The 17,052-nt window shown below is 55.9% G+C and carries 15 protein-coding genes and 2 tRNA genes; 7 read left to right on the forward strand and 10 right to left on the reverse strand.

The genetic code is table 11. The annotated features are described in order from the left end of the window. Positions 1-112: 112 nt before the first annotated feature. Together N5098_RS11880 and N5098_RS11885 are read left to right on the forward strand one after the other, a co-directional pair. Entirely contained in the window at positions 113-808 is a 696-nt protein-coding gene (locus tag N5098_RS11880) for a hypothetical protein (RefSeq protein WP_267638088.1), read from the forward strand. Between the two features lie 68 nt (positions 809-876). Further along, on the forward strand, positions 877-1,605 hold the full coding sequence (locus N5098_RS11885; protein WP_267638089.1) for a DUF547 domain-containing protein: 729 nt from the start codon (positions 877-879) through the stop codon (positions 1,603-1,605). Positions 1,606-1,610: 5 nt separating this feature from the next. On the opposite strand, the gene N5098_RS11890 is transcribed toward N5098_RS11885, so the two are convergent. Continuing rightward, positions 1,611-2,501: a prenyltransferase gene (locus N5098_RS11890; RefSeq protein WP_267638091.1), complete on the reverse strand. Its 891-nt coding sequence runs from the start codon at positions 2,499-2,501 to the stop codon at positions 1,611-1,613. Between the two features lie 69 nt (positions 2,502-2,570). Further along, positions 2,571-4,013, reverse strand: a complete 1,443-nt coding sequence (gene thiC / locus N5098_RS11895) for a phosphomethylpyrimidine synthase ThiC (protein WP_267638092.1) — start codon at positions 4,011-4,013, stop codon at positions 2,571-2,573. A gap of 264 nt (positions 4,014-4,277) precedes the next feature. Between thiC and N5098_RS11900 the strand changes: the two genes are divergently transcribed. Next, a tRNA-Ser gene (locus N5098_RS11900) sits at positions 4,278-4,362 on the forward strand. A 120-nt stretch (positions 4,363-4,482) separates the two neighbouring features. Here N5098_RS11900 and N5098_RS11905 read toward each other — a convergent pair. The 4 genes from N5098_RS11905 to N5098_RS11920 form a co-directional block, all read right to left on the reverse strand. Continuing rightward, positions 4,483-5,715, reverse strand: coding sequence for a M48 family metallopeptidase (locus tag N5098_RS11905; protein WP_267638093.1), 1,233 nt, complete (start codon positions 5,713-5,715; stop codon positions 4,483-4,485). 115 nt (positions 5,716-5,830) lie between these two features. Continuing rightward, the gene (locus tag N5098_RS11910) at positions 5,831-6,535 is read right to left on the reverse strand and encodes a hypothetical protein (protein WP_267638094.1); all 705 of its coding nucleotides are present in this window, start codon (positions 6,533-6,535) and stop codon (positions 5,831-5,833) included. Positions 6,536-6,596: 61 nt separating this feature from the next. Continuing rightward, positions 6,597-7,055: a pyridoxamine 5'-phosphate oxidase family protein gene (locus tag N5098_RS11915; protein ID WP_267638095.1), complete on the reverse strand. Its 459-nt coding sequence runs from the start codon at positions 7,053-7,055 to the stop codon at positions 6,597-6,599. A gap of 56 nt (positions 7,056-7,111) precedes the next feature. After that, entirely contained in the window at positions 7,112-7,660 is a 549-nt protein-coding gene (locus N5098_RS11920) for a GMP synthase subunit A (protein WP_267638096.1), read from the reverse strand. A 125-nt stretch (positions 7,661-7,785) separates the two neighbouring features. On the opposite strand from N5098_RS11920, the gene N5098_RS11925 reads away from it, so the two are divergent. After that, positions 7,786-7,862 (forward strand) — tRNA-Cys (locus N5098_RS11925). Positions 7,863-8,160: 298 nt separating this feature from the next. Here the strand turns inward: N5098_RS11925 and N5098_RS11930 are convergent. The 4 genes from N5098_RS11930 to N5098_RS11945 all read right to left on the reverse strand — a co-directional run bounded on the left by N5098_RS11930 (position 8,161) and on the right by N5098_RS11945 (position 14,947). Beyond that, positions 8,161-8,382 (reverse strand): DUF6199 family natural product biosynthesis protein, encoded by a 222-nt coding sequence (locus tag N5098_RS11930; RefSeq protein WP_267638097.1) that lies wholly within the window; start codon positions 8,380-8,382, stop codon positions 8,161-8,163. A gap of 260 nt (positions 8,383-8,642) precedes the next feature. After that, complete coding sequence (locus N5098_RS11935; RefSeq protein ID WP_267638098.1) at positions 8,643-9,590, reverse strand: ABC transporter substrate-binding protein; 948 nt, start codon at positions 9,588-9,590, stop codon at positions 8,643-8,645. Between the two features lie 94 nt (positions 9,591-9,684). Continuing rightward, a complete protein-coding gene (locus N5098_RS11940) occupies positions 9,685-12,300 on the reverse strand; it encodes a PAS domain S-box protein (protein ID WP_267638099.1) in 2,616 nt (871 codons plus the stop codon). A 127-nt stretch (positions 12,301-12,427) separates the two neighbouring features. Next, positions 12,428-14,947: an efflux RND transporter permease subunit gene (locus tag N5098_RS11945; protein ID WP_267638100.1), complete on the reverse strand. Its 2,520-nt coding sequence runs from the start codon at positions 14,945-14,947 to the stop codon at positions 12,428-12,430. 478 nt (positions 14,948-15,425) lie between these two features. Here N5098_RS11945 and N5098_RS11950 point away from each other — a divergent pair, with 478 nt between their 5' ends. From N5098_RS11950 to N5098_RS11960, 3 genes are all read left to right on the forward strand, one after another. Beyond that, a complete protein-coding gene (locus tag N5098_RS11950) occupies positions 15,426-15,806 on the forward strand; it encodes an Ig-like domain-containing protein (RefSeq protein ID WP_267638101.1) in 381 nt (126 codons plus the stop codon). 111 nt (positions 15,807-15,917) lie between these two features. Beyond that, positions 15,918-16,178 carry a DUF8028 family protein gene (locus N5098_RS11955; protein WP_267638102.1) on the forward strand — a complete coding sequence of 87 codons (261 nt, stop codon included), beginning with the start codon at positions 15,918-15,920 and terminating at the stop codon, positions 16,176-16,178. Positions 16,179-16,300: 122 nt separating this feature from the next. Continuing rightward, positions 16,301-16,987 carry a helix-turn-helix domain-containing protein gene (locus N5098_RS11960; protein ID WP_267638103.1) on the forward strand — a complete coding sequence of 229 codons (687 nt, stop codon included), beginning with the start codon at positions 16,301-16,303 and terminating at the stop codon, positions 16,985-16,987. Positions 16,988-17,052 lie beyond the last annotated feature (65 nt).

Here is a 17,052-nt window from a genome sequence, read left to right on the forward strand (position 1 = left end):
ACAATAGAAGACTGATTTATTAGGGCAAGGGTCAATCAGTAGTTCTGTTCGAAGCAATCGAGGAGTGACACGACCGGGTAAATGCCAAGTACAACCAGTCCAAAGCAGTGATGTGACACGTGAGGCAGTTGTTGAGGGGTTTGAGCACTTCATCACGGATGCAATCGAGACAACAGTAGCGGAGTTCAGCGTGGCCCGTGCAGTTCAAAATGGTTCTCGCGGAGCGACCGGCGCAGCCGTTGACAGACTGTTGAAGAACTCGGAGACACTCCACAAGCGAGTCGTACAGCCAGAACTCAATGCGTACCGCCGACAGACACTCTCCCAGTTCCACGTCGTCCTCGACTGTGTGGAAGCAGGCGAAACTATCGACGACAACCGGTCGAAGATTCTCTCGACGGGCGGTGTCGCCGAATCAATTCGGACTGATATCTCTCAAGAGCGTCGGGAGCGAGTCATGACGCAACTCCTCGACCACCACCGCGGACTCGGGAATGCAGTCGAGCCGTTGCTCGCCTCACCCAAATCGGAGTTCTGGGCAGCCGCTCGGTCAGCATTGAATCGCAAGGAAGCCGAAAGGCTGGTGAGCGAGCATTTCGCGTTTGCCGACCCGCTGCGCCAGAATCGAGACGCCTTCGAGATGCTGACAACAATTGATATCAGCGCTGTGTTAGGCGGGTTAGCGACAGTCCTCCCGAGCAGTACTATTGAGGTCGAGTATACCGACGAGGCAGTCCGAGCGATGTACCGCGCCCAGCAGTCAGTGATTCAGTCCGCAACCAGTGAAGTAGACCACCGGTTCGAATAAGCGGGTGAGTGTGTCCGTGTCCAACAGAGCGGGAAACGCTCATGTAACTGGCAGTGTAATGAACAGCCGTGACTGAGGACCCTGTCGCTGTCTCCGAGCAGTTCCTGCGAGCGATTCGATACGATGATCCGACCGGCAGACTCGAAGAGCGACTTGCAGCCTACGATAGCGACGATCTCGCGGCTCGTCTCGACTCTAATGGCGCACGCATCGCGTTCTGGTGTAACCTCTACAACGGCGCGACACAGCAGTTGCTCGAAACCGACCGCGATATGTACGAATCACGCGGGAAGTTCTTCTCGTTGCCAGCCCTGACTATCGCGGGCGAGACGCTGAGCCTCGACGATATCGAGCATGGTATTCTCCGACGCTCCTACAGCAAGCTCGCGCTGGGCTACATCCGCAGCCCATTTCGGGATGCGTTCGCCGAAAAACACGAAATCAGCGAGCGTGACCCGCGTGTCCACTTCGCGCTCAACTGTGGGGCCGAAAGCTGTCCACCAATCGTCGCATACAGTCGAGACGACATCGAAACGCAGCTTGACCTCGCCACGCAAAGCTATCTCGACCAGACCGTCAAATACAATCCTGCAAGCGAACAGGTGCTTGTGCCGGTCATTATGCGTTGGTTCCGTGGCGACTTCAGGGTCACAGGCGGCCGTACCTTGTTCCTGCGCCGGTTCGACCAGATACCATCCGACGCGATGCCGGATATCGTCTACGACGACTGGAGTTGGTCGCTTACACCAAACAACTTCGCCGAGGACGACGACCTAGAAACGGCAGCCACAGACTGAGCAAATCACGCTTGAACTGTCCAGAGCCACCCCAGTAGCTGGAGCGTCACAAGTGCAGTCATCGCACTCACCGTTGGCCACGGCACATGTCGACGGGTGTATCCCCACGCACCCCACCCGACAAGTGGCGCGGTCGGCAGGCTCGCGAGCACGACCGGCGTTGGAATTACGACCGAATGTAACACCACAAGTGAGAGGCCCGCACTAAGCGCGATAGTCACGTAGGCAACCCGAAGGGTTGCCGGAGACCACCTGACGGCAAGCGTTCGTTTACCGACAGCCTCGTCGGCGTCTCGGTCGGGCCACTGCGTCGCAAAAAGGTTCAGTAGGACGATTAAAAAGAATGGGACAGATGCCAACGCGGCTGTCAAAAGTGGCCCCTCAAGCACCGCAGCACCATACACGGGTAGTATCAGGCCACCGAGAGCTGCGTTTGTCACTTCGCCAAGACCCCGCCACGCGAGTTTTAGCGGACGGACCGAATACTGCCAGCCCACGACCGTCCCACCAGCAAGGAGTGCCACCGCTGGTGTAGAGAGCACGTCACTGAACCAGAGCAGAATCGTCATGACTGCGCCTATCACGAACGTAAACGCACCGGCATACAGCGGAATTGTTCTGTCAAAACCCAGCTCTGGGAGCGCGCCACTGCCACCCGAAAACGGAGTTCTGTCGGTCAGCGTGTCGGTCTCAACGTCGGCAAACTCGTTTGCGTAGTGAACACTCGCCGAGAGGAACAAAAGCGGCACAGCACCGAGAGCAAACGTCTGTTCGGCAAATCGAGCAGCGTTTGCGACCGCAATTACGCCACCGAACAGGTAGACACCAGCAATGAGGAGCAGCTGAGAGGGCCGACTCGTCTGAAAGAGAGTGTACGTCAGCGTTCGGGTCCGCATTATCAGGGGATTGGCGCGAACTGGCTTATGTTCCCGGGGGTTGTGTTCTGATGGTCCACAACGGGCTGGTCAGTCGTCGTCGGAGTGGACGTGTGTGCCGAGGTCGACGTAATCGGACTGGTCTGGCACGTCAGCCTCTTCGTGTGTTCCCACGGGCGGCAGGTTTACCTCCGAGGCCGGTGAGGCTTCGAGATTGGTTTCGTCATCGAGTTCGTCCATATCACCCGCGTCTCGGGCGTCTTGATCGATGCGCATCGAGCAAAACTCGACGCCACACATCGAGCAGAATCGTGCATCCTTGTAGTTGTCACCGGGTAGTGTCTGGTCGTGATACTCTTTGGCTCGCTCGGGATCAAGCGCGAGGTCAAACTGTCGTCGCCAGTCGAAGTTATAGCGAGCCTCGGAGAGCGCATCATCCCAGTCACGAGCACCGGGATGTCCCTGACCAACATCAGCAGCGTGAGCGGCAATACGGTAAGCTGCCAGTCCGTCGCGCACGTCCTCGCGCTCGGGAAGGCCGAGGTGTTCTTTAGGCGTCACATAACAAAGCATCGCCGCGCCGGCCTGTCCGGCTATGGCGGCACCAATAGCAGACGTGATGTGATCGTAGCCCGGTGCGATATCCGTGACGAGCGGGCCGAGCACATAGAATGGGGCACCGTCACAGACTTCCTGTTGTCGTTCGACCTGTTCGGCGACCATGTCCATCGGAACATGACCTGGACCCTCAACCATCACTTGGACGCCGTAGTCCCACGCGACGCGAGTCAGTTCCCCGAGCGTGTCGAGTTCGGCGTACTGCGCCTCGTCACCGGCGTCGGCGATACTTCCCGGACGGAGGCTGTCGCCGAGGCTAAATGTCACATCGTGCTCGGCGAAGATATCACAGATTTCCTCGTACTTTGTGTAGAGTGGGTTCTGCATCCCTCGCTCTTCCATCCACTGTGCCATAATTGAGCCACCACGCGAGACGATGCCGGTCTTGCGCCCATCGGTTTTGGGGAGATGTTCCATCAGGATACCTGCGTGGATAGTCATGTAGTCGACGCCCTGCTTTGCCTGCTTCTCGATGACATCAAGGAGAAGTTCGTGGCTCAGGTCGGCAACATCGTCGACTTGTCTCCGGGCCTCGTAGAGCGGGACAGTTCCGACGGGAACCGGCGAGTGGTCGATATTGGCTTGCCGAATCCGATCGAGGTCGCCGCCACCAGTAGAGAGGTCCATTACCGTATCTGCTCCGTAATGAACCGCTGTATGGAGTTTCTCTACCTCCTCTTCGAGGTCACTTGTTGTCTCGCTTGCACCGATGTTCGCGTTGACCTTTGTCGAAAACTCGCTCCCAATTATCATCGCATCGAGAGCGTCATGGTGGCGGTTCGCCGGAATAACCGCCTGTCCTTGGGCAACGTGCTCGCGGACCAACTCAGGGTCGACGTTCTCGCGCTCGGCCACGCGCTCTATCTCTGGCGTTATTGTTCCCTCACGTGCGTGCTGAAGTTGTGTTTTCGCCATAAGAACTAGGTTGTAAAACTAAGTAATAATAGTTTCCCTCGGTATAGAAGACATCGAGAGTCAAGCCAGTTCTCTACTAACCCCTCCGAAACTGCAGCGGTTAGGGCCAGGGTGGCTCCAGAGAGTCCCGTCAAAGCAGACAGAGTAGAACCGAGAGAGCAAGAATGAGTATAAAGGCAGTCAGAAATTAGAGAGGTGCTGTCAACGAATGGTCGTATATGGAATCGAAACCACTTTCAAAAGCGACCAGATATAATCAGGTAAGCCGAGGTAGCCTAGCCCGGCCAAGGCGCCTGCTTCGAGAGCAGGTCTCCGCAAGGACTCATGAGTTCAAATCTCATCCTCGGCGTTTCTTCACGGACTACTCTTGTAGCGGCCGCTTTGTGTGTCGCTGGAGCCGCGAGTTTCTTTTCGGTTAACTAATCGGTAGACAGTGAGCAATGCGTGCGATTTGGACGAGAATAGCCGCTTACTCTTCGCACAGACGAAGGCGCTCAATGCGTGACTCGGTCGGCGGGTGAGTCCCGAGCAGACGGCGGTAGAAAAACCGAATGGCACCGTCGAGCACTTTTCGTTCCTCCCAGGGCGGCGGAACGATTCCGAACGCTGTCGAAGACCACTGCATCCGGAGGTCTCGTCGATAGTGGACCGCATACTCTTGGTCGAGTGTCGCCAGTGCGCTCGCCATCGCCGAGTGGGAGCCGATTAGTTCACCTGCCACGTAATCTGCGACGTACTCACGGTATCGCGTAACTGTAGGGACAACAAGTCGGTTCACGATGTAAACGGGCGTCGACACAATAAGTAGCGGAAAGATAATCACGTCTGCATCTGAGGACGCCGAAGGTTCGAACAGTAGATCAGCAATTTGTGCTATTTTGGCCCGTGGAAACGAGAGTGCCGTCAGCACTGCCGCATCTCGGTTGAGGAGATGTGCCAGTTCATGTGCAAGCACCGCATCAAGTTCGTCGCTATCAAGGGAGTCAACCAGCCCACGGGAGACAAGAATAACCGAATTCGACGGACGGTACCCGACGCTGGCCGCCTTTGGGAGCGTTGACGCCCCAACTTCAACAGCTGGTGCCGGACTATCTGCCTGTCGTGCGAGGCGGCGCACGCGGCGCTGAACGTCGTGTTCTCGCTCCGGGTCCGAAACAATATCGTACTCCGATTCAAGATCAGTGCGGATACTGCTCGTCGAGGACAACTCGTCGTAGACCAACCATCCGGTGAATCCGACGACAATAACAGCCCCGGAACCGACAGCGAACAGAACCGGTGAGACCTCAAAGGCCCCAAGGATGACGCTGTGTGTGAGCAACACGCCGACACCTGTACCGACGAGTATGGCAGTTGTGCGTTTTATCTTTTGAGCCGAAGGCAACTCGTCTGTGGAAATCCCCTCATCCGTGGAACACTGGTCGCCGGAAGCTTCGTCGTTGGGTGAAACACGCAGGTCCGACCACTCCACAGCTCCACGGCGGACGGCTATCAGCCACTGGAGTCCAAAGAAGACCAGAAGAAACCCTGCCCCAAAGAGCAGTAATCCCCCAAGCAGGGGCGCAAGCACAAGAGCAAAAAACGAGACACCAGCCGCAAGCACGAACTCAGCAGCAAGTAACACGAGGAGTCCACAGACGCTAAGCAGAACGGCTACCGTCATTCGTACCCACAGCCCGAGGTACAGTTCTCGGCTACCCATGCTGTGTCGGCATACGGAAGCAATTCATAAAAACGGCTAGAAAGCATCGCTAATTGTGAAACACGTGCCAGTCGATGCTGGCTAACAGTCAGAGAATCACAACGGCATCTCCAGCTTAGCGTAGCGCCTCAAGCATGCTCCGGATACTCTCAGGACCGTGTTCAACGAACGCTTTCGGGAACGACAGTGGTCCTGCATCGAGGGCGGTGTCGAGTGCCGTGGCTGCGTCTTTGTCGATTGGTTCTCCATGTCCGACCAGTATACGGTTGGGGTTCAGTCCACGGAGTTGTTTCGGCGGGCGAAGTCGACACAGCGTTACCAGCCCAAGCCGTTCGTCACGAATCCGATTTTGGTCACAGGTACCAAGAGAGTCAGGGATGACAAGAGTCTCAGTAGGGTCGTGATAAAGAAACACCTCCTGCCACCCAGGGAACGGGCGACACAAAAAAGTGTGAAACCCGGTCTCAGAGCCACCAGGAGCGAGCGTGTAGCGCTTAACTGGCGTGTCGAGACGTTCCGCAATGCGACCCATCCACTCGGGAACGTGAACTGGAACGTCGTGGCGGCGGGCAACGGTGTCAGCGTCCCGGGCGTGATAACACGAGAGGACGGCAACGCCAGCGACATCACCAAGGTCAGCAACGAGGTCGTCGACGTTTGGTGCGTCAAGAGGGTCCAGTATCCAGACACCCTCGTCGGTTCGGATGGCGTGGCTTGCCCGCTTGCCATCCTCGTCGGGATAGGAAATCCACGAAACGGCATCGCTCCACTCTCCGACGACCCGTGCGCGGCCTGCTGTGCTACGGTTGTACATCGTCATACCGAGAACTGTACACCGCGCTCTAATATAAGAGCTAGTTGTGTTTCTGTGGTGTGACCAGTCACCGGCAGTCAAAGCTCGGAGAGAATGACTGGTCACGAGCCACTACTGTCTCTGGTGAGAACTCGATAAATGACCAGCGCTCTGCATCAAGGTTGGCAAATCGGTCGTCCCACGTGTCGGTGTTCTCACCGAGATACCGTCGAAGAAGACGAGATACCCGGTCCATGTTCAGTGGCGAGAGAACAGCACGGCCACGCATGCCGACGTGTTCGACTCGGCCAGTGTGTACGTCGAAGTCAACAATTGCAACGGCAGTCTCAGGGTGTTGTTTGACTCGACTTGCGTAGGATTTCCCAACGGTGTCAGCGATAATCCAGAGACGGTTGTCCTCCCAGAGATACCACAACGGCGAGAGACGTGGTGCTCCGTCGGAGGAAATCTGTCCGAGAAAGCAAAACAGTGGGCGGTCGAGGAAGTCAGCGAGGGACGGTTCAAGTGAGTTCTCAATGACGTCCATCTAAAAAATATTGGCAACGCGATGCAAAAAGCTGCAGTAAACGGAACAAAAGGCCGCTACTCGCAGAGTGTGAGGAAGTTCTCGAACACTTCCTCGCCGCGCTCAGTGTGGGCAACTTCGGGATGCCACTGGACACCATAGAGGTCACGGGCAGTGTTACTCATCGCTTCGACACCGCACACGTCGCTTTTGGCGGTCCGCTCGAATCCTTCAGGGACATCTTTGACTTCATCAGCATGGCTAGCCCAGACACGGGTATCAGGGGCAAGCGAGCCGACAAGCGGGTCTGTATCGTCGGTCACTTCAACAGTCACGTCGGCGTACCCACCGTAGTCGCCGGAACCAACGTCGCCGTTGAGTTCTGTCGCAATTATCTGCATGCCAAGACAGATGCCGAATACGGGGATGTCGAGGTCGAGGTAGTCGGGACAGTTGCCGATACGGTCGATATCTGGTCCGCCAGAGAGGACGAGTCCGTCGGCGTCGATATTTTCCGGCGGCGTTTCGTTGTCCACGATGTCGACGTCGACACCCATATCGCGGAGTGCACGCTGTTCGAGGTGCGTGAACTGCCCGTGATTGTCAATAACGTCGATGCGCGTCATTACCCGCTGATAGTCGGTCAGGCATTAAATGTTGTCCGTTCTGTTCTCGGTAGCACCTATCTAGCGACCGGCCCAGCAAGTGACTCCGATGGGCTTAAGCAATCCAACAAAAAACGTTGAATTGCGCCAGGGTGGCAGAGTCCGGCCCAACGCATCCGCCTGCAGAGCGGAACCCCCGCCGGTTCGAATCCGGCCCCTGGCTTAACGTTCTTAATCTAAGTCCATCACACCCCGAGAGTCCAGAGTATTCGGTTTTAGGTGGAGCCAACTGGTTGTACTGCGGCTAGTCGCGAGCGGGAGACCCGGCGTACAAGTGTCGCCGACGACGGGCACGCAACCTATAGATACCCCAGAACGACATCATAATAGCACGAATCAAGGAACACTCCCCGGACACGGGTGGGGATATCGAGACGGTCAGACGGATTCAGCGAGCACAGGAGGAGTGCTCGATGAGTGACAAACTCGCTCAGTTTGGAAACGATATTTATCGATTGTCCTCACCCAGATATCATGATAAAGATACCGATAGCACCGATGCCCGTCATTCCAATCCCAATTACTCGAGTGAGAGCGATTCGCCAGTCCGCAGGTTCAATTTCAGACCACGATCGACGGCTCCCAATACCGTCAAGTCGCTCGTTGAACCGTGCGATCTTGTACGGCCAGACCGCAGCAGGGAGGCCGAAAACGAGCAAGACGAAGACCAGTACGAGCTCCATATTGGATGCTGACTAGGAAGTAGTATAGCTTTTATGGAATGTTACCACAGGCCATTAACCGCTGGCGCTTATCGGCGTCCTCGATTTTGACGGCAGTCTCGGGGTCAAGAACCTGCCCACAGCGAGCACAAAACGATGCTTGTCGGTCGTGGGGCTGCCACAAGTCGAGCAGTCGAGGGGACTGACCGTCTCTGGCTCAGTAGCCGAGAACGTCAATCAGTTTCGTCGTGATGCAAGCAGCCACTGCTGGTTTTGTCTCCTTACGGAAGCAACTCGTTCGTGTAGAGTGTCGACACGTCGATTTCGCTGGCGTGGATATGGTCACCGTCGACGGTCGTCAAAATCTCCTCGTCAGCAAGCCATTCAACGAACTGCTCCCAGCGCTCGCTGTTCATCCGGCCCCACATCCCGTCGTCGGTGAGGTAGTTACCCGTGAGGTGGTTTTGACTCTCTACAAGGAACGCTTCATCATCGAGCGAGTCCGGACCAGTAGCTGTCTCCCCGAGAATCCGGGCGGCATCGGCAGGATTGTCTGTTGCAAACTCGTAGCCACGACCCGTCGCATCGAGGAAGCGTTCGAGCGCATCGGCTCGTTTCGTGATTGTGTCTTCGCGGGCAAGCATGAGCGGCGTGTATCCGTATGGCACCCCGTACTCGTCAAGATAAAATGGTGTCAGTTCGATTCCGTCTCGTTTGGCCATTACACCTTCCCAGGGCATGAACACCCAGGTCGCATCGGCTTCGCCCTCGACAAGTGTGTTCCAGATACCTAGTTTCGGTGGGGTCGTGATGTCGAGAGTCCCGTCTCCACCGTCGTTTCGAACCAACTGTTCGACGATGTGGTCCTCGAAGCGCGCGTCGTAGGATGCATACGACTTGCCGTCGAGGTCCGCTGGGCGGTTAATATCGCTGTCCCCAAGGGCGACAATTGCACTGGTGTCCTGTTGGCAGACAGCAGCGATTGCTGTCAGAGAGTCGTAGTCAGGATGCGTGTGGTAGCTGATTGCACTTTCTGAGGGAGCAATAGCGATCGTCGAGTCACCCGTTGCGACTCGCTTCGCCGGTGTTTCGTCGTAACTGTCCGTAGCTGGGGAACGAATCCTCACATCCAGTTCGACATCGTCGTAGTAGCCGTTGGCCTTGGCAACGTAGATTCCGGAATGGTTCGTGTTTGGCGTCCAGTCAAGTGCAAGTTCGATAGTAGACATCAAGGGCTGTTCGAGCGCGAAGGATATAACCAGCCGGTATTATCGAGTGGTAATGCGTGCTGCTGACCACACCATGCTGGCACAACCCGTGTTCTCACGGTGTCTCGTTTCGCGTACGCTTGTCGGGAATAGTAATGTGCACTGTCGTTCCTTCCATAACGTCGAACGAGAGTTCACCGTTGAGTTTGTCGACACTCCACCGGAGTTGCCAGAGGCCAAGCCCTCGCCCATGTCGGAGGTTGGTTTCGGTGCCAACTTCAATTGGGATGAGTTCTTCTTCCGGGATGCCTGGCCCATCATCATCGATTGTGAGAACGTAGCCGTCTGTGCACTCCTGTAACGCGACGGTCACTGACGACGCTGCGTAGGCAAATGCGTTTTCGAGTGCACTCTCGGCGGCGAGCGTGACTGCGTTTTCGTTGGTTGTCAGTCGCGCCGAGCCTGGTAACTCGGTGGTTACCGTTATACCGTTCAATTCTGTCGCCTTCGACTGGACGAGAGTGTCAATCACTCCAACAAGGTCGGTTTCACCGACAGTCTCCTCTGTAGACATAATTCGGTCAGTTTTCCGGGCACGAGCACCCATTGTTGCCAGTCCGTCGACGGCATCGATGATTCGCTCGGCGTGGTCGTCTGTCGACTGCTCGTCTAGGATTTCAGCATGAGTTCTGATGACATCAATCTGGTTTCGTAAGTTGTGACGTAAGATTCTGTTAAACACTTGAAGACGCTGTTCGCGGCGTTTGCGTTCGGTGATATCGTCAACGATACCAACAAATCGCCGCGTATCGCCCGGGAATTCGACGGAGTATCCGGTCGCGTTGACCCATCGCATTTCGCCGTTTGGCTGTCGGAGCCGAAACTCGAAGTCGTAGCTCTCGTCGTGATCGCCCTCCTGTATCTCACGGAGCATCTCGTCAAAGTCAGCCTCGAATCTGGCTCGGTCACGGTCGTCGACTGCATCAAGAAAGACTCTCGAATCGCTGTACAGCATCTCGACTGGCTGACCCCAGATTTCTTCGTAAGCGGGATTGACGTACAGAATCTCCGAGAAATCAGGCTCAGCAAGCGAGATTACCTCATCCATGCGTTCGGCAATCAGACGGAACCGCCGCTCGCTATCACGGACGGCTTTCTCCCGTTCGACTCGGTCAAGAGCTGTCGTGACGTGGTCCGTCAGTGCCTTCGCGATATCGAGAACAACACGATCAGCTTTGTTTTCGCAGTGTGTTCCAGCGACGACGAGACCGTGGTCAGCGAGGGGCAACAACACACCGGTCTCAAGCGGATTATCCACGCCGTGCTTGCTGGGCGTGTACTCGACGACAGTCCCCTCTCTGAACACCTCGTACTCGTAGCGCCCCGCTGAAATCGGCGAAACCAATCCGGCCTCGTGAACTGGTTCAGTCGCTGCAGCAGGCTTGAGCCGGTCGCTATCAGCGTCGTGGAACCAACAGAGTGCAAGTGGTAGGTCAAGCGCGTCGCTGGCCGCCTCGACAGCAATCGTAGCGACTGCATTGGGAGTCTGAGCTGACTGGAGCCGTTCGGTGGCATCCTGTAAGGCCTGAATTGCCTTTTCACGGCGCTTGCGCTCTGTAATGTCGCGCTGGATAGAGACAGTGCGTTGCTCCCCACCAATGCTGGCCGGCGTTACTTTGACCTCAAGCCAGAGGTGGTCTCCACTGCTGGTCTCACCTTTCCACTCGACGATCTCGGGCTGGCCACTCTCGACAACCCGCTGGTGAATCTCTCGTCCCCGTTGCTCAGTATACCCCTCCTCGGTGACGCTGAGGCCCGCAACACCTTCCTCACGAAGCTCGCTCTGGCTCTCGTACCCAAATAACTCAAGATAGGCCTCGTTGGCGTCAAGCGGGTTAAGCGTCTCTGGGTCCCAGACAACGATTGCATCCTCAACGCTGTTGAAAATCTGCTCGTACTCGCGTTTTCGACGTTTTCGCTCGGAGATGTCTCTGACACTCGCGAGAACATGCTCACGCCCCCGAATCTCGATTGTTCGAAGATGGACTTCACCGACAAATGTGTCCCCGTTTTGTCGTCTCCCCTTGAATTCGAACAGTTGGGTCCCCTCTTTGCGGGCTTGCTTGATGCGCGTCATAGCGTCGTCGTACGTGTACGCTGGGTTGTCAGGGATGATTTGTTGGATTGTGTCGTTGAGCAGTTCCTCACGGTCGTACCCAGTCAGCTCGCAGTACCGTTTGTTTACTTCGAGGATTTTACCAGTTTCTGGGTCATGAATAACCAGTCCATCCGAGACGTTCTGGAAAACCGCACGGGCAGGTTGCTCATCGAGCATCCTGCCAGCCGGTGATCTGTCAGCTTTACTAGCGAGCCGCTCATACACCAGTTCGTACTGCGTGACCGCTGTCGCCCGCGGAAAGACATCGATTGCACCTGCCTCGATTGTGTGGTGAACTGTTTCGTCGCCCACTGTTGAATCGCTCAAGATGACAACCGGGAGGTTCCATCTATTGGTCAGTTGCTCGACAACAGTTACTGGCTCTGCTATCGTAGCGTCAACAACGACACCGTCAAGACTTGCAATCTCATCTGCTGTCCATGTCGATACCGTGTCGGTCTGTCTTGTTGTGACAGTCCGGCCTGCCTCCTCGATTGCCTCTGTGACTTCGCTGCCAAATACCTGGTCTCTGGTAACGACCAGTAGCTCAAGTCCCCCTGAAGTGTCGGTCATACATCCACGTTAGCACAGTACACAGGCTGTCGATTAATATTCTTGTCGCTACTCAGGCTAAAAACAGTTGTCCGTTGCCCTTCGCAAAGTCAGGGTAAAAACGCGTGCCGGGCCGACAGCCAGAGTGTCAGTCTTGTGGTGCTGGGTCGAGGGTAACCTGTGAACTCGTCTCTGGCACCGTCGCATGGCGACTCCACAGTAGCAAGGCACTCGGCAAAACGACCAAACTGACAATGAATGCGGTCAGCAGTGCGATGACCACAATGCCACCGAAGCTCTGCATCTGTGGATGGGGCACAAGCCAGATAGAACCAAAGGCACCGACAGTCGTGAGCGTGCTACCGAGCAGTGCACCGCCGGTACCGGTGACAGCGACACGCAGGGCCGCAAGTGGCTTTTTGCCAGCAGCGAGTTCGTCGGCGAAGCGGTCGCCAATGTGGATGTTGTAATCAACGCCGAGTCCGACTACCAGACTCATCAACAACGCGGTCAGTAACGTGAGTGGGATTTCGAGCAGGTACATCCCCCCAACGACCAGGCCGACAACAAGAGTAATCGGCAAAGCGGTGACCGCACCTAGGGTCGCGCTCCCGTGCATATACCGGAACACGGCGACCAACGTGACGATTATTGCCAATAGGGCGATTATCATCGTCAAGAAAATACCGCCGACAATCTCGTCAAGAATTGCACTGCCGACACCGAATGAGCCGGCAGCGGTGGCGGTCCGCTGACTGTTCCCTTGCATTGTAGCGGCACCGTCATCGAGTTGCGAGACAACAGCCTTGCGATCGGAATGCTCGGCATCAAGCGCCAGCGTCACCAGTACGGTGCGGTACTCGCCATCGGTACGCTCAATGACCTGTGCTGCGGTCTGGCTGTCAGCAGCATAGAAGGCGTCGTAGACTGCTTCGAGATTTTGGTCGGGGACTCCGTTACCATTCGTGTCTGCTTGACTCAAGACTGTGGCGAAGGTCTCATTTTCCTTGGCGATGCGAGCCATTGCAGTCGTCGGTGACTGCTCTGCCTGACCGCTGGACTGAGTGACTAACAGCCCCTCCTCTTCGATGTCGGCAACACCCCTGTCGATATCTTCGAGCGTGCTGTCAGCCGTCACATTTCCGTCAACAAGGATAGTCGACTGGGCAGCGTCGTCGGCGTTTGCGGGCTGGTAGACCTCCTCGGTACGCAATAGCTGTTGTCGGAATTCGACAGGCTCCCAGGCCACCGGGTCAGGCAGTTGTTGTTTCCATTCTGCAACATCGCCGTTGCCTTGCTGGAAACTCTCCTGGCTGAGTTCTGTCCATGCGAGGCCACCGGCTCCAGCGATGAGTACTGACACCACCAACACGACTGGGGCCGCACGCCTTGCAAGGGAGACACTCAGTTCAAGCGCTGGGCGGAGATAGCTGCCGCGTCCAAGCACCGCCTTCCGACGGTCGAGACCAATCCATTCGAGTAGGCCGTCAATACTGATTTTTAGCGCGGGAACAATGGTGACGAAGATAGCGAGCGCAGAGATAACACCGAGTGTAATGCTCACGCCAAGGTCCTGAATTACCGGTAGTGGATTCGCCAGATTCGCCAAAAAACCGATTGAAGCAGTTACGGTTACCAAAATCAGGGCTGTCGATACAAATCGGATACCGCGTTCCATCGGGCTACGGATGCCGTCGTCAGGACCGCGCTCCTCACGATAGCGGTTGAATACGTGGAAGCCAAAGTCAATGCTGAGTCCAGTAATCAGGACGACTGGAACGACAGTTATCGTACTGGCCTGAACGCCGAGCCAGCCCATAATCCCGAGCATCCACAGAATCGAGAGCACAACGCCGCTCATCCCGACTGTGACGTCGACAATGTCGCGGTACGTGAAGACGAGAATACTCAGAATAAGCAACAACGCGACTGGAACAACCAATTCCAGCATTTCGCTGTTGAACTGACTTCTCATCTCCCCAAACGCGTCGTCGGTCGCGACGAAGAACCCGGAGTCGGAGTATTTGTTTGCAGTGTCATACAGCGTGGTGTCCACGGTATCGAGGGTTTCGTCGTCAACGCTCGTGTCTATCGCCACAAAGATGCGCCGGTCGGTCGAGCTCGCCGAACTGTCGTGGTCGGTTGGGAGGAACCGCTGTGCAATCGGGTCCTCGGCTATTGTCTGACCAACTAACTGTTCGACCCCGGCAGCACTCGTGTTCTCTATAGCACGAATTTGCTCGTCTACGGTGGCATTCTGTGTGCCCGCTGCACGCGTGGCAACGAGATTTTCGATGCCGACCACCCCATCGTCGTGGAGTGCCGTCCGCACAGCCTCGCTATCGGTAATTTCCTGCTGATAACGTAATCCAGTGAGCAGTGATTCTTTCGAGAGGGCGGTCCCGTTCTTCCGCTCAACGTAGACTGGCTCTATGACTCGTTCTGTCTGTTTAGCTGTGTCATTCCCGTAGTGTTCGTCGATATACTGGCTCGTCTCAACACGGTCAAGATTGTCAAATTCGTCTGCCGAACCACCAACCTGGTTTCCAAAGTCCAGTTGTGGAATACCGGCGACGACCAGTCCTGTCAAGACTAACATCACCAGTAACGTGACCCAGTTGTGTTTCGAGACGAAGGTTGTTGTCCGTTGCAGTATCTGTCGAATCATCGTGGTTCGATACATGTCTCTTTATCAATTCACTCATAGCGCTAGTTATCTCAACGGCTGTTCGATTAGCATCTAGCTATCCGGAAACGCGTATTTTCGGTACTATGCTACGTTATCATCTAACAAAGCAAGCAACTCAGACTGAAAACAGTGCGCTGGTCGGGCTGTCTCGAGTATGAATCGTCTCAGAGACAGTGGAGTCGATTCATCAAGGAACGGCTTGAGAGCGTACGAATCTAATCGAATCGGTGAGCAGAATCAACGCGGTGTCTGTGGGTCAATTACACCGATATCTACAGAAACAACCGGGTAGACGGTTCTGGCACTGAGGCGGGCACAATCAGCGAATATCGTTCGGAGCGACAAGACCGAACAGGGGTTCACTCAGGGGTTTCTGTATGGCTAGATAGACTGCTAGGTGAGAGTTCGAATACTAGCATGTTGAGTCAGGTAGACTGGGCGTGTTGTATCAAATACGATGTTGAGCCCAGACGAGAGCAAAGTTGATGGGGCCGGAAGTTACCTGACGCCCAGAGGCAGCACGGAAATACAGAACAGGGTTACTCGCCGGAGCGAAGAGATTCACATCCGGAACTTCGACGTAAGTCGAGATTACGACCTGACCATCGAGGTCCGTGACGCAGACAGCGTGGTCTTTTCGAGTCGGTACCACCTCACGCCGGGCAAGACGGTGAGTGAGTTCGGGCAGTTGTCACCCGGTACGTACGAGGTCTACGTCGAACTTGATGGGCATCGCCAGCAGACCGTTCGCTGTGAGGTCGACGAGTGGCCCGACCAGACAGTGCTGGTCGAAGTTGGAAACGGGACCGTCTCCGTGACTGAAGGACTCTATCCGTGATTCGCTGTACTTGATTATCAGAACCACACACGCGTTAGAAGAAATAACAGTATGTACCCACCCAGATTGCACCCACACCCAAAAGAACACCCACAACGGAGCTAACTCGCAATGTCCCAGATACCCGGGAAGAAAACAGCAACACAGCACTCAAAAACGGCTGACAAGAGGCGTCCGTTGAGTTGCGTACTGTACACCTTCGTACGCAGCGCGGTCCAGACTGCTAGCTTCTGGGGAGCCGTTGTCCTCCCATTTCTTTCGCTCCCGCTGTTGCTCACTGGCATCGACTCTCATTCTGGCCTCCTGGCGTTTCTTGTGTTGCTCGTCACTAACGTTGTCGCGTTGCTGGTTGGTCACACTCACCGGAAGTGACTCACCCCTCCCAGACCTACCTGACGGGCATTGGCCAGGTACGAACCCACCAAGACTCCCGTTTTAGCGCGTGGACTAACACAAGCAGTAGATATTTTACCGACACGGCCTGTCCGATAGCCATGGCACTCGTCGCGGAGTTCGATATCGACTGTGACCAGCTTCCGTTCGTCGAAGTTGCTACTATGGCCCCTGACGCGACCCTTGTTCTGGACCTGCAGTTCAATCACGACGAACTCCCGCTGTTTGTCCTTTCGGTGACCGATGGTAATCAGGAGCGAGTCGAGCAGGCAATCGAGAGCGCGCCAGTTACCGGAGGCTACAGCGTGCTCGGGGAAGCCGGGGACACCCGCCGATATCAAGTACAGCCGGGGCCGACGTTGGCAGAACATCTGGGCCCACATCTCGACGACCTCTCGGGGCTGAAGGCACTGGCCAGCACTGAGGCAGTTATCGAACGCATCGAGGTGCTTCAGACAGGGTGGCGGCAGTCAGGGTGGTTTGCGCACTACGGGGCATTCGACGAGTTTCGTCGGTTCTGGCAACGGAACTGTGGCTTCCATCTCCACCGGCTCACAAAAGAGGGTGACAGTGAGCCACCCGGAGATGGTCTCACAGATGGTCAGCGAGAAGCATTACGAATCGCCTACGAACGCGGCTACTTCGACATTCCGCGCAAGGCGTCCCTCGAAGATGTCGCCAAAGAGCTAGATATCTCTGCCTCATCGGCGTCCGAACGGCTCCGGCGTGCCCAGACCCAACTCATCGAGGAAACTGTAGCGACGACGTGGCCACCACTTCCCACGTAATAGGACCTGAACGGAGACGGTATTTAAACAGCCGAACAGCTGAGAGACATCTATTCCCCGGAACA

Origin of the sequence: Halovenus rubra (assembly GCF_026586665.1) — an archaeon.
GTDB lineage: Archaea > Halobacteriota > Halobacteria > Halobacteriales > Haloarculaceae > Halovenus > Halovenus rubra.